This is a genomic window from Streptomyces sp. NPDC037100 (assembly GCF_055606225.1).
Window position 1 is genome coordinate 179,978 of the sequence record NZ_JBVJSX010000012.1, and the last position, 12,902, is coordinate 192,879.

At 73.7% G+C, this 12,902-nt stretch carries 11 protein-coding genes, 1 pseudogene and 1 riboswitch; of the genes and pseudogenes, 3 read left to right on the top strand and 9 right to left on the bottom strand.

Going from position 1 to position 12,902, the window contains the following annotated elements; translation table 11 throughout:
* Positions 1-120: 120 nt before the first annotated feature.
* Positions 121-201: pseudogene (locus ACZ7EG_RS32745) on the top strand (Lrp/AsnC family transcriptional regulator); the annotation flags it as partial.
* A 13-nt stretch (positions 202-214) separates the two neighbouring features.
* Here the strand turns inward: ACZ7EG_RS32745 and ACZ7EG_RS32750 are convergent.
* The 9 genes from ACZ7EG_RS32750 to ACZ7EG_RS32790 form a co-directional block, all read right to left on the bottom strand.
* On the bottom strand, positions 215-3,211 hold the full coding sequence (locus ACZ7EG_RS32750) for an AAA family ATPase (RefSeq protein ID WP_471086922.1): 2,997 nt from the start codon (positions 3,209-3,211) through the stop codon (positions 215-217).
* Entirely contained in the window at positions 3,208-4,371 is a 1,164-nt protein-coding gene (locus ACZ7EG_RS32755) for an exonuclease SbcCD subunit D (protein WP_471086925.1), read from the bottom strand. Before ACZ7EG_RS32755 ends, ACZ7EG_RS32750 begins: the two co-directional genes overlap by 4 nt.
* Before the next feature lie 394 nt (positions 4,372-4,765).
* Positions 4,766-5,392, bottom strand: a complete 627-nt coding sequence (locus ACZ7EG_RS32760) for a YigZ family protein (RefSeq protein ID WP_471086928.1) — start codon at positions 5,390-5,392, stop codon at positions 4,766-4,768.
* Positions 5,393-5,503: 111 nt separating this feature from the next.
* Positions 5,504-5,788: a hypothetical protein gene (locus tag ACZ7EG_RS32765; RefSeq protein WP_471086931.1), complete on the bottom strand. Its 285-nt coding sequence runs from the start codon at positions 5,786-5,788 to the stop codon at positions 5,504-5,506.
* A gap of 382 nt (positions 5,789-6,170) precedes the next feature.
* Entirely contained in the window at positions 6,171-6,713 is a 543-nt protein-coding gene (locus ACZ7EG_RS32770; RefSeq protein WP_471086934.1) for a SixA phosphatase family protein, read from the bottom strand.
* Positions 6,710-7,426: a hypothetical protein gene (locus ACZ7EG_RS32775; protein WP_471086937.1), complete on the bottom strand. Its 717-nt coding sequence runs from the start codon at positions 7,424-7,426 to the stop codon at positions 6,710-6,712. Before ACZ7EG_RS32775 ends, ACZ7EG_RS32770 begins: the two co-directional genes overlap by 4 nt.
* 101 nt (positions 7,427-7,527) lie before the next feature.
* On the bottom strand, positions 7,528-8,325 hold the full coding sequence (locus ACZ7EG_RS32780; RefSeq protein WP_471086940.1) for an ABC transporter ATP-binding protein: 798 nt from the start codon (positions 8,323-8,325) through the stop codon (positions 7,528-7,530).
* The gene (locus ACZ7EG_RS32785) at positions 8,322-9,308 is read right to left on the bottom strand and encodes a FecCD family ABC transporter permease (RefSeq protein WP_471087186.1); all 987 of its coding nucleotides are present in this window, start codon (positions 9,306-9,308) and stop codon (positions 8,322-8,324) included. The genes ACZ7EG_RS32780 and ACZ7EG_RS32785 overlap by 4 nt, the downstream gene beginning before the upstream one ends.
* A gap of 62 nt (positions 9,309-9,370) precedes the next feature.
* The gene (locus ACZ7EG_RS32790) at positions 9,371-10,387 is read right to left on the bottom strand and encodes an ABC transporter substrate-binding protein (protein WP_471086943.1); all 1,017 of its coding nucleotides are present in this window, start codon (positions 10,385-10,387) and stop codon (positions 9,371-9,373) included.
* Positions 10,388-10,470: 83 nt separating this feature from the next.
* A riboswitch (cobalamin riboswitch) is annotated at positions 10,471-10,631 on the bottom strand.
* A 97-nt stretch (positions 10,632-10,728) separates the two neighbouring features.
* Here ACZ7EG_RS32790 and ACZ7EG_RS32795 point away from each other — a divergent pair.
* Both ACZ7EG_RS32795 and ACZ7EG_RS32800 read left to right on the top strand, forming a co-directional pair.
* The gene (locus ACZ7EG_RS32795; protein ID WP_471086946.1) at positions 10,729-11,157 is read left to right on the top strand and encodes a CoA-binding protein; all 429 of its coding nucleotides are present in this window, start codon (positions 10,729-10,731) and stop codon (positions 11,155-11,157) included.
* Between the two features lie 134 nt (positions 11,158-11,291).
* Positions 11,292-12,896 (top strand): APC family permease, encoded by a 1,605-nt coding sequence (locus tag ACZ7EG_RS32800; protein WP_471086949.1) that lies wholly within the window; start codon positions 11,292-11,294, stop codon positions 12,894-12,896.
* The last annotated feature ends 6 nt before the right edge of the window (positions 12,897-12,902 follow it).

The window sequence follows — 12,902 nt, forward strand, 5'->3', positions numbered from 1 at the left end:
CAAAGGATCAGGAGTTCGGCAACCGCAGTCGTCCGCGCCCACGGGGGGCCGTCAGGGGGCCCGGGGCCCGCCGCTCGCGCCCCTGCCAGGTCTCGAATCCCGGCCCCTCGCGCGCAAGGGGAGGAAGTGTCGGGGAAGACCGGGGCGCTGGGCCCGGTGACCACGAGCGTGGTGTACTCCTCGCCCCTCCCCCGGCGCCCCTGGGCCGCTGACCTCAGCCGGCGCCGCGCTGCCGCAGTGTCGACCCGGACCGGCCCTTCACCACCTCGAGTTGTGCGTGGATCCGCCGCCGCAGGTCGGCGACATGGCTGACGATGCCGACGCTGCGGTCGCGTTCGCGCAGGGAGTCGAGCACGTCGAGGACCTCGTCCAGGGTCTGGTCGTCGAGGCTGCCGAAGCCCTCGTCGATGAACAGCGTGTCCAGCCGCACCCCGCCCGCCTCGTCCGTGACGACGTCGGCGAGGCCGAGGGCCAGCGCGAGCGAGGCGAAGAACGTCTCGCCGCCCGAGAGCGTCGCCGTGTCGCGTTCACGGCCGGTCCAGGCGTCGACGACGTGCAGCCCGAGTCCGCTGCGGCCGCGGCCGCTGCGGTCGTCGGAGTGGACGAGGGTGTAGCGGCCGGACGACATGCGCCGCAGCCGTACGGTCGCGGCGGCGGCGACCTGCTCCAGCCTCGCCGCCAGGACGTACGACTCCAAACGCATCCGGCGTTCGTTGTCCGCCGAGGTGCCGGCGGCGAGTCCGGCCATCCGGGCCACGCGGTCGTACTCCTGACGCAGCGGCGCCAGCCGGCGTACGGAGGCGGTCGCCCGGGCGGAGAGGCGGTCGAGGTCGGCGCAGCGCCGCTCGGCGGCGTCATGGGCGGAGGCGGCGTCGCGCAGCCGCCGGACCGCCGCGTCGACGGCCCGCCGCGCCGCGTCCGGATCGGCCCGCGGCTCGCGGGCCGCCGCGGCCGTGTCGGCCTCGGCGAGGACGGTCCGTACGGCGACCTCCTCGTGCTGCCAGGCGTCCAGGCGGCGTTGCAGTTCGCGGTGGGCGGCGCGGTCGAGGAGGGCGTCGGCCGCGGCCTGCGGGGTCTCGAAGCCGGCCCGGAAGGCGGCGTCGGCGAGCCGGGCGTCGGCGTCCTTCAGCCGCTGGGCGGTGTCCTCGGCCACACGGGCGGCGTCGGCGGCGTCCGTGAGCAGTGCGGTCCGCCGCTCCAGCTGCGCGGCCCGCGCGGCGACACTGTCCAGGGAGCCCCGTGCCCGGTCCAGTTCCTCCTCCAGCGCGGCCCGTTCGTGGTCCAGCCGCTCCCGGTGACCGACCCGGGAGGCGGTCCGCACCGCGGTCTCCTGCCGGGCGGCGAGGCGTCGTTCGTGCTCCTGCCCGGCCTGCCGCAGCCGCTCCTGCGCGGCGTGCAGCTCGGCGGCGGCACTGCGGGCCTGCGCGTACCGCTCCTCCAACTCCGCCAATTCGTCGTCGAGTTGCCCGGTCGGCGTGTCACCGGCCTCCGCGGTGGCGGCGGCGAGCGCCTCCCGTACGAGGCCGAGGCGCCGTTCGTCCTCGGCACGCTGCTCGTCGGCGCGCTGGTAGGCGGTGAGGGCGTGCTCCTCCGCCTCGCGGTCCACGTGCCCGGCGACCTTGCGGGCGGGGGCGGGGTGTTCGGTGGCGCCGCAGACGGCGCAGGGCTCGCCGTCGGTGAGGTTCGCGGCCAGTTCGGCGGCGATGCCGTTCAGGCGCTGCTCCTTGAGGTCGAGCCAGTGCTGCTTGGCCCGCAGCGTCTCGTCCCGCGCCGTGCGGACCCGGTCGACCGCCCGGTCCGTGTCCTGGGCGAGCCGGTCGCGCATGCGGGCCGCCCGCAGCCGCTGCTGCGCGGGCTCACGTCGTGCGCCGAGCTGCTCGGCGAGGGCGGCGGCCTGCTGCGCGGAGTCGACGCGGTTCTGGAGTGCGGTGCGCCGCTCCTCCCAGCCGTCGAGCCAGGCCTCCGCCTCCTGCAGGAGGTCGGCGTCTACGCGTTCCTGGCGGTCCAGGCCGGCGCGCTCGTCGAGGAGTTCGGCCAGTCGCCGCTCGGCGCGACGGGCCGAGTCGAGCCCGCCCAGTTCCTCGGCGGCCCGGCGTGCTGCGGCGGCGAGTCCGGCCGCGCCCGCGTCGGCGAAGGTATCCGGCAGCAGGGCACGCGCGCGTACCTCGGCGGCGGCCGCCCGGCGGTGTTCGGCTTCGGAGGCTTCCCGCAGGTCGAGGGCGGGCGCGACGGCTTCGGCCTTGCGGGCCCGCTCCATGAGGGCCTGGGCCTCCCGGTAGGCCTCGGCTCCCTGTTCCACGCGCGCCGCCCGTTCGCGTGCCTCGTCGAACCGCCGCTGAAGCCGGGCCAGTTCGCGTACCTCGTCCAGGGCGCGGCCGGCGGCGGCCTGCGCGGACTCGGCCGCGGTGAGCGTGCACGCGGCGACGGTGAGCTGCTCGCGGGCGGTGCTGCGGGCGACGGCGGCGGCGCTCAGCACCGCCTCGGCGAGCCCCGGTTCGCCCGGGGCGAGTTCGGGCAGCTCCATGGCGTCGTCCGCAACCTGCTGCATGCGGTGGGCGTCGGCCAGAAGGTCCGCGTCCCCGTCCCGCACCTGGGCCTCGGTGGTGCGACGCCGCTCGGCGAGGCGCTTTTCGACGTCGGCGAAGCGGCGGGTGTCGAACAGGCGGCCCAGCAGCTTGCCACGGGCCTCGGCGTCGGCGCGCAGGAACCGGGCGAAGTCGCCCTGCGGCAGCAGCACGACCTGGCAGAACTGTTCCCGGCTCATGCCGAGCAGCTGGGTGATCTCCTCGCCGATCTCCTGGTGGGAGCGGCTGAGGTCCTTCCAGGCCCCGGCCGTCGCGTCGTACTCGCGCAGCCAGGTCTGGGCCTTGTCCAGGGTCGTGCCGGTGCCGCGTTTCTTGGGGCGCTCCCAGGGCGGCTGACGGGTTACCTCCAGGCGGCGCCCGGCGACGGTGAGGTCGAGGGTGACCTCGGTGCGGGTGGCGGGAGCGGCGTGGTCGCTGCGCAGGGCCGTGCCCTGGCCACCGCCCTGCCGGGCGCCCGGCACCGCGCCGTAGAGGGCGTAGCAGACGGCGTCCAGGACGGATGTCTTGCCCGCGCCGGTGGGTCCGTGCAGCAGGAACAGGCCTGCCGCCGACAGCTCGTCGAAGTCGACGGTCTGCGTGCCCCCGAAGGGTCCGAAGGCGGTGACCGCGAGCCGGTGGAGCCTCACCGGGCCACCTCCCGTACGGTCTCGTCCGCCCGTACCGCGTCGAACGCGTCGCGGAGCACGCCCCGTTCGTGCGGGTCGGGTCCGGCGCCGCGCACATGGGCGACGAAGTCCTCGGCGATCTGCTGGTCGCTGCGCCCGGCCAGGCGCCGGGCGTATGACACCTCGGACTCGTCGTCGTCGCGGTCGGGGTCGAAGACGAGGCTGAGCGTGTGCGGGAAGCGTTCGGCGAGCCGGGCCATCGGGTCGGCGGGGCGGACGGGGTCGGTGAGGGTCGCCTCGACCCAGGCCTGCTCGTACCGTGCCAGGTCCGCATCGGCGAGCAGATCCTCCAGCGTGCCGCGGATGCGGGCGAGGGCGCGGGGCACCGGGCAGTCGACGCGCTCGGCGTCGACGGAGCCGTCCGCGGCCAGGTCGACCAGCCACATGCTCTTGCGGTGGGCGGCCTCGGAGAAGGAGTAGGGCAGCGGTGAACCGCAGTAGCGGACGCGGTCGGTGAGGGTCTGGCAGCCGTGCAGATGCCCGAGCGCCACGTAGTCGACGCCGTCGAACACCCCGGCGGGGACCGCGGCGACGCCACCGACGGTGATGTCCCGCTCACTGTCGCTGGGTTCACCACCCGTGACGAAGGCGTGGGCGAGGACGACGGAGCGGGTGCCGGGCGGGCGCGCGGCGAGGTCGGCGCGGACCCGGTCCATCGCGGCGGCGAGAACGGCCTCGTGCCCGGCCTTGTCCACCCCGAACTCGTCCTTGACCAGGGACGGTTCGAGATAGGGCAGCCCGTAGAAGGCGACGTCGCCGTGGGCGTCGGCCAGCATGACCGGAGTGCCGGCCGCGGCAGGTTCTGTCCGGAGATGGATGCCGGCCCGCCCGATGAGCCCCGCCCCGACGCCCAGCCGGCGGGCCGAGTCGTGGTTGCCGGAGATCATCACCGTCGGCACGCCGAGGTCGGCGAGGCGGTGCAGGGCGTCGTCGAACAGCTCGACCGCCGCGAGCGGCGGCACCGCCCGGTCATAGACGTCCCCCGACACGACCACCGCGTCCACGGCGCGCTCCCGCACGGTCGTGACGAGGTGGCCGATGAACTCGGCCTGGGCACCGAGCATGTTCACCCGGTGGAAGGCCCGGCCGAGATGCCAGTCGGAGGTGTGCAGCAGCCTCAAGACGCCGCTCCGACCTGCATGTCTCCCCCTACGGTTCGTTCGTCGGCGACGCGAGCCGGTCCGGCTCGCTGTCAGCCCACCACGCTAACGCCTGTGGGCACCCGGTCCACCACGAACCCCGGAGCGTCACGCCTGTGCGGCAGCAATTCAGAGGAAATGTCCGTAACTGTGCCGTGAAGCAGGTCATTCCGGGCGATGCGGCACTCCCGCAGCCACCGGTCGAGAGGGAGCGCGGCCTCGGCCCTGCTCCGGGTGACCGGGCACTCCCCTCCCGGCGAGGACGGCTGCCGGGCATGCGGAGGGCGCGGAGGGCCGAACCGTCGCCGACCGCTGACCTCGGCAGGGCCGGTCGGTAGCTTCCCTGCCGCACGCCGCGTGCGAGGCGGAGCCGCCGTCACACGTCCCCGTACGTCTCCCCGCCCGTTTCGAAACCGGCCGTGCCGGCGGTGGCGTCGGCGAGCCAGGAGCGGAAGGCGTCCACGTCGGAGTCCGGGAGGGCGATCTCGAGGGTGACCGCCTCGCCGTAGTGCACGTCCCGGACTTCGCGGCCGGTGGTGCGCAGGTCGTTCTCCAGCTTGCCGGCCCGCTGGTGGTCGACCGTGACCGTGGCCAGCCGGAACCTGCGGCGGGTGCGGGTGCCGAGGGCGTCCAGGGCCTCGCCGACCGCTCCGCCGTACGCCCGGATGAGCCCGCCCGCTCCGAGCTTGACCCCGCCGAAGTAGCGGGTGACGACGGCGACGACGTACCGCATGTCGCGGCGCAGCAGCATCTGGAGCATGGGGACGCCTGCGGTGCCGCCGGGTTCGCCGTCGTCGCTCGCCTTCTGCACCAAGGCGTCGGCGCCGATGACGTAGGCCCAGCAGTTGTGGGAGGCGTCGGCGTGCTCCTTGCGGACCGAGGCGATGAAGTCCTGAGCCTCCTGCTCGGTGGCCACCGGGGCGAGGGCGCACAGGAAGCGGGAGCGGCTGACCTCGGTCTCGTGCACGCCGGCACCGGCCACCGTGCGGTATTCGTCCTGCATCGGGCCAGCCTATTCCCCTGGTCGGGAGCGTCCCGACGGGGCGGCTGCCTCTGTGTGCCCCGGAGGGCGGCCCGCGACACCTCGGGCGGGCCGGAACCGTCGAGAGCTCCGCTACGAGTGGGCCACGACCTCGCCGGCCGTCACCTGGGGCGGATGCGGCAGCAGTTCGGCAAGCCGCTGCCGTACGAAGTCCCCGGCTCTCTCGGTCGACTCCTCGGCGCCGGCCCGGTCCTGGAAGACACCGGTGGACACCATCACCCCGCCGCCGGCGTCGACCCAGTAGTAGGCCACGAACCCCTGGACCTGGCGGACGAGCGGCAGGAACTCCTCGTTCACCCGGCGCCCCGCCTCGGCCGGGTCGGTCACCCCTTCGTACCGCCGGATCACTGCGTGCATGGCTGGTCTCCTCATGGGTCGGCACGGTGTTCGACTCAGACGCCATACCCGCCGCGGGACGTGTGCGCAGCGCAAGCCCGGCGCACATCACCGGAAAGGCCCCATGCCGGCGCGAAGGCCAGGGCTGATGCCGCTGCAGGCAGCGGTTGCCCGTCGAGGAGCGGCGGTACGGCGCGTGAGGGCCCCCGTCATGTTTTCCGCGGTCCTGCAAGAGGGCCTCTGCTCGAAGAGTTCGAGGGAGCGTGCCGGGGCGCCGCGACGGGGGAGGCGTTGCCGCCGTGGCACTAGTGCTTCGCGCCCCGGGGCACCGTCACGGACGTGAGCAGCGCGGCGCCGGGGGCCAGCGCCGCGCCGCGACGGGGCGGACGTTGCCGCCGTGGCACTAGTGCTTCGCGCCCCGGGGCACCGTCACGGACGTGAGCAGCGCGGCGCCGGGGGCCAGCGCCTGCCAGGTCGTGCCGTGCCAGGACAGGACGGCGATGGCAGAGGTGGGGAATTTTGTGCGGACCTGCTCCAGGGTGTCGTCGAGGCCGTCACCGGCGAGAGCCAGGACCAGTTCCTCCAGCCCGGGGTTGTGGCCGATCAGCAGCAACGTCTCCACCTCGGCGGGCACCTCGTGCACCACGGCCATCAGGCCGGACGGGCCGGCGGCGTACAGGCGCCGGTCGTGCCTGACCGGCGGGGGCGTGCCCCACTCGGCCGCGGCCAGGTCCCAGGTCCGGCGGGCGCGGACGGCGGTGGAGCACAGCGCGAGGTCGGGCAGGAGGTCGGCGTCGGCCAGGGCCCGTCCCGCCGCGGGTGCGTCCCGGCGGCCGCGCGGGGCGAGGGGGCGTTCGTGGTCGGCGACGTCCAGGGGCCAGGCCGACTTGGCGTGCCGCAACACGATCAGGCGGCGCAGCGGGCCGGCGCTGCTGCGGGCGATCATGCCGGCGATCCCAGGTCGCCGGCGAGGTCGAGGCCGAGGAGCCGGTCGGCGTACGCGTATGTCTCGAAGCGGGCGCCGTCCGCGAGGTCCGGCTCGGTCTCGACCTGGCGCAGGACCTCCAGCACCCGCGGCACGTCCAGGTCGTCGTCCCAGGCTTCGCGCAGCCGCTCCCGTACGCCGTCGGGGACGGGCCGCGAGGGCTGTCGCGCCCAGCGGGCGACCGCGGCGCGCCAGCGGGCGAGGGTGGCGCCGGCCTCGTCGAGTCCGGCGGGCTCAAGCCGGACCGGGGCGCTGTGGTGCCGGGTGATCAGAGCGAGGCGCAGGGCGGCGGGGTCACTGTGGTGCGGCGGGCCCGGCTCGACCGGTGCGACGGCGATCCGCACCCCGTCGGGTACCGCCGCGCCCTCGGCGGCGACATGGACGACCTGGGACTCGCCCAGACCGGCACCGACGTCAGGGCTGTCCTCGAAGGGGCGGATGCCGAGTGTCGTGGCGCCCGCGCGCAGCTCCGCCTGCCGGTTGCCGCCGGTCAGCAGCGCCCAGACCGGTGTGCCGCCGAGTTCCAGGGTCCGCACGAGCAGGTCCCCGACGAGCAGCACCCGCAGGTCCGTCGTGTCGGAGTCCGACGCGTGCACCTGGACGCGGGTCAGGCCCCGGCGGGCCGGGGCGGCGTCGACCGGCTCGCGGGTTCGGGCGTCGATGATGCGCAGCACGAGGCGAGCGTAGGCGGGCGGACGGGCCCGCGCAGGCAGGCCGGGACTTTTCCGGCCACCGTGGCGCGATCGCTCACCCCTGGGGTGGGTGGCCGCTCCTCTCAGTTCAGTGTCCCGAGGAACCGCACATGAGGCCGCCCTTCGGGCCCTTCCGGGCTGACGGTGGCCCGCACCCCGTACACCTCGGCGATGAGTTCCGCCGTGAGGACGTCTCGTGCGGGGCCCGCCGCCACCACCCTCCCCGCGCACAGCACGACGACCCGATCGCAGTACATCGCCGCGAGGTTGAGGTCGTGCAGGGCGACGACGGCGGTGACGGGCAGGGCCGTGACCAGGGCGAGCAGGTCGAGCTGGTGGTGGATGTCCAGGTGGTTGGTGGGTTCGTCGAGGAGGAGCTCGCGGGGTTCCTGCGCGAGCGCGCGGGCGATCTGCACCCGCTGGCGTTCGCCGCCCGAGAGGGTGTGCCAGAGCCGCCCGGCCCGGTCGGCGAGGCCCGTGCGCTCCAGGGCGGCGCGCACCGCCCGTTCGTCGTCGGCCGAGGCGGGCGTCCAGGCGCGGCGGTGCGGGACGCGGCCCAGCCGTACGACATCCTCGACCGTCAACTCGACCTGAGTGTCCGATTGTTGCTCGACGACCGCGAGGCGGCGCGCGACCGTGCGACGGGGCAGGTCGGCCAGGGGCGTGCCGTCGAGGGTGACGACTCCCGAGGTCGGCGTGAGCAGCCCGGCGAGCAGCCTCAGCAGCGTGGACTTGCCGGAGCCGTTGGGGCCGAGCACGCCGACCGTGGAGCCGGTCTCCGGCGCGAGGGCGACGCCGTCCAGGATGAGGCGCCCGTCGGCGCGGCGGCTGACCCGGTCGGCCCGCAGCCCCGCCCCCGCCGACGCCCCCGCGCCGCTCACCGCACCCTCCGTGTCCGGTACAGCACCGCCACGAACGCCGGCACCCCGATCAGCGAGGTCACGACCCCCACCGGCACCTCCTGCGGATCGAGGACGGTACGGGCCAGGGTGTCCACCCACACCAGGAAGACCGCTCCCGCGAGGGCGGTGACCGGCAGCATCCGTGCGTGCCCGGGACCGGTGAGGGCCCGTGCGGCGTGCGGCAGGACCAGTCCGACGAAGCCGATCGCCCCGGCCGAGCTGACCAGAGCCGCCGTGAGCAGGGCGGTGACGCACAGCAGGGCCAGGCGGGTGCGGGCGACGGACACCCCGAGCGCGGCGGCCGCGTCCTGCCCGAAGGCGAAGGCGTCGAGGGTTCGGGCGTACGACAGGCACACCACCAGCGCCACCGCCAGCACGGCCAGGCACAGCCACACGTCGGCCCAGCCGGCGCCGCCGAGCGAGCCGAGGAGCCAGAACAGCACGCCGCGGGTCGTCTCGGCGTCGGCGGAGGTCATCACGACGAAGGAGGTGAGCGCGGAGAAGAGCTGCATGGCGGCGACGCCCGCGAGGACGACCCGGTCGGTGGTGCCGCCGAGGGTGTGGCTGAGCAGGAGCACCAGCGCGAAGGACAGCAGGGCGCCGAGGAACGCGCCCGCGGACACCGGGAGGGCGCCGCCGCCCACGCCGAGCACGACGACGAGGACCGCTCCGGTGGAGGCGCCCGAGGACACCCCGAGCACGAACGGGTCGGCGAGCGGGTTGCGCAGCAGGGACTGCATCACCGCCCCGCACACCGCCAGTCCGGCCCCGCACACGGCGGCGAGCAGAGTGCGCGGCAGTCGCAGCTGCCAGACGATCCCGTCCCGGATCGGCGTCAGCCCCGAGCTGCCGAGGCCGAGATGGGCGGCCACGACGGCCCACACCTCGGCGACGCCGAGGTCGGCGGGACCGATGGTGATGGCCACGGCGAGGGAGACCACGAGCGCGACGGCCCCGGCCATGCCCAGCGCGAGCCCGGCCCCACCCCCGGGCCGGGCGGACGGCGGCTCCTGCTCCCGGGCGGTCACTTCACCAGCCCGAACCGGCGCAGCCCGGCGGCGACCTGTTCCACGCCCTCGACGGTGCGGATCGTCGGGTTCATGGCCTGCCCGCTGAGCAGCACGTACCGCTTGTGCCGGACGGCGTCCATGTTCCTGGTGACCGGGTTGGACTCCAGGAAGGCGATCTTCTTCGCGGCCGACTCGGCGGTCTGGGACTCCCGGGTCAGGTCGCCGATGACGAGGACGTCGGGGTCGCGGTCCGCGACCGTCTCCCAGTTGACCTGTGGCCACTCCTCGTGGGTGTCGTCGAAGACGTTCTTCGCTCCGAGGGCCCGGGTGATGATGCCGGGTGCTCCGCAACAGCCCGCCATGTAGGGCGACTCGGAGTTCGCGAACCAGTAGAGGAGGGTGACGTCGGAGGCGTCGATGCCCTTCGTGGCCTTCTTCATGCGCTCCCGGAGGGAGGCCACGAGGTCGTCGCCGCGTTTCCTCACGCCGAACACGGTCGCGAGGTCGTGGACTTCGCCGTAGACGGTGTCGATGTCCAGGGCCTTGTCGCGTGCGCCGTCGCCGCCGCCCGAGTTGTCCTTGCCGGCGCAGTCGGACGGGGAGACGTAGGTGGGGACGCCGAGCTTCTCGAACTGCTCGCGGGTGGCGACGCCGCCCTTGCCGAGGGTGGAGACGAAGGACGCGGCGACGAAGTCGGGCTCGGTGTCCAGGACGCGTTCGAAGGAGGGGGTGTCGTCGGCGATGCGCGGCACCGTCGCGTTCGCCTTCTCCAGTCCCTTCATCACGGGGTCGGTCCAGGTGGCCGTGCCCGCGAGGCGGTCGGCGAGACCGAGGGAGAGCAGGATCTCGGTGGTGCCCTGGTTGAGGGACACGGCGTGCCGCGGCGGGGCCGGGACGCGGACCTCGTGCCCGCAGTCGGTGAGCGTGACGGCGGCCTTCGCGTCGGTGGACGTGCTGCCGCCGCAGCCGGTCACGAGAAGGGAGCCGGCCGCGAGCAGAACGGCGGCACGGGCGGGTCGGGCGAGGGGCACGGGAACCAGTCCTCAGTCGTCGAGGGCTCGATCGCGGAGCCCGGTCGTACGGAGCTCCCCCGCCGCGCGCGGCCGCGGGGGCCGCCAGCAGGTCTTCGGACTCGGGTTCACCCGGGTCGGAGCGCCTTCCCGGACGTCCGCGAAGGAGTCCAGTGGCAAAGGCCCCGCCCGTCCCCCTCACCGCTGCGCGTCAGTTCCGGATTCGCACCGGATTCCCTGACCCACGTACATGGGTTCGACTGGCCCCGGCAAGCTATCACGGGGGCCGTCCGGGGAATCACCGCGCACCCGGCGCCGTTGAACGGAGAGCAGCTTGCCCACGACTTCCGAGGAGGCCGCCGGTGTACGGCGACGAGGCAACGGTCCGCAGGATCCTCACCGAGCTCGGCGACACCTGGGCCGTGGTGGGCCTGTCGTCGAACCGGCAGCGCGCGGCGTACGGCGTCGCCGCCGTGCTCCAGCGCTTCGGCAAGCGTGTGGTGCCCGTGCATCCGAAGGCGGAGACGGTGCACGGGGAGAAGGGCTACGCGAGCCTGGCGGACATCCCCTTCGACGTGGACGTCGTGGACGTGTTCGTGAACAGCGACCTCGCCGGCGCCGTCGCGGACGAGGCGGTCGCCAAGGGCGCGAAGGGCGTCTGGTTCCAGCTCGACGTGGTCGACGAGGCGGCGTACGACCGGGCCCGCGCGGCGGGCCTGGAGATGGTGATGGACCGCTGCCCGGCGATCGAGATCCCACGGCTGTCTCATCACGGCGTACAGAAACCCTGAAGCGTTCGCCAGGAAATACCCGCGCCCGGTCAAGGCTGCACAACTCGTCTTCTTCGGTCGGATGACCGATTCCTAACCTGAGGCCTCCTGCTCGCCGGACTCTGCGAGCTCATCTATGAGAGGCCCCTGAATCCATGGAAAGAGACGGCCTGCGCCGGGAGGTCGGACTGATCGGGCTCATGTGGGCCTCGGTCGGTTCCATCATCGGCTCGGGCTGGTTGTACGGCGCCGAGAAGGCCGTCGTGGCGGCCGGCCCCGCGGCGATCCTGTCCTGGCTGATCGGTGCGGTGGCGATCGTGCTGCTGGCCCTGGTGCACGCGGAACTCGGCGGCATGTTCCCGGTCGCCGGCGGCACAGCCCGTTATCCGCACTACGCGTTCGGCGGACTGGCCGGCATGTCCTTCGGCTGGTTCTCCTGGCTCCAGGCCGCGACGGTGGCACCGATCGAGGTCGAGGCCATGATCGGCTACGCCGGGCACTGGCACTGGGCGCAGGGTTTCCAGCACCCGAAGGACGGGACGCTGACGACGAGCGGCTTCGTCGTCGCGGTCGTCCTGATGGCCGTGTTCGTCGTCGTCAACTTCCTCGGGGTGCGGATCCTGGCGCACACCAACAGCGCCGCCACCTGGTGGAAGGTGGCCGTGCCGCTGGCGGCGATCTTCATCATCGCGGCGGGCAACTTCCACCCGGGCAACTTCACCGAGCACGGCTTCGCACCGTTCGGCGCCCATGGTGTGCTGAGTGCCGTCAGTTCCAGCGGCATCATCTTCGCCCTGCTGGGCTTCGAGCAGGCGATCCAGCTGGCGGGCGAGAGCCGCGACCCGCAGCGGGATCTGCCGCGCGCGACGATCGGTTCGGTCGCCATCGGAGCGGCCGTCTACGTCCTGCTCCAGGTCGTCTTCATCGCCGCCCTGCCGCTGGGCTCGTTCGCGCACGGCTGGACCAAGCTCGACTACCCCGGCATCAGCGGCCCGTGGGCCGGGCTCGCGACTTTGCTGGGCCTCGGCTGGCTGAGCGTCGTGCTGTACCTGGACGCGGTGGTCTCCCCGGGCGGCACCGGCCTGATCTACACGACGGCCACGTCCCGGGTCTCCTACGGACTGGCCCGCAACGGCTACGCGCCGAAGCTGTTCGTCCGCACCGACGCGCGCGGCGTGCCATGGCTCGGACTGATCGTGTCCTTCGTGACGGGCGTGGTCTGCTTCCTGCCGTTCCCGAGCTGGCAGCAGCTGGTCGGCTTCATCACCTCGGCGAGCGTGCTGATGTACGCGGGTGCCCCGCTGGCCTACGGCGTCTTCGCCGACCGGCTGCCACACCGGGAACGCCCCTACCGCCTGCCCGGCGGGAAGGTCCTCTCGCCGCTGTCCTTCGTGGTGGCCGATCTCATCATCTACTGGTCCACCTGGGACACCCTGTGGCGGCTCGGCGTGGCCATCGTCCTCGGCTACGTCCTGCTCGGCGGCTACGCCTGGTACGCCACGAGCAAGGGCCTGCCCGACGCTCCCCGGCTCGACTGGAAGGCCGCCCAGTGGCTGCCCGTCTACCTGCTGGGCATGGGCGTCATCTCCTGGCAGGGCGGCTTCGGCGGCCAGAGACACATCGGACTGTGGTGGGACAGCGCGGTCATCACGGTGTTCTCGCTGGCGATCTACTACTGGGCCAGGGCGTCGGCCTCCCGGCCGGAGGAGATCGAGCGGAGCATCGGGGAGGTGGCCGCCACCGAGGTGGCCGTCCACTGACGGCCC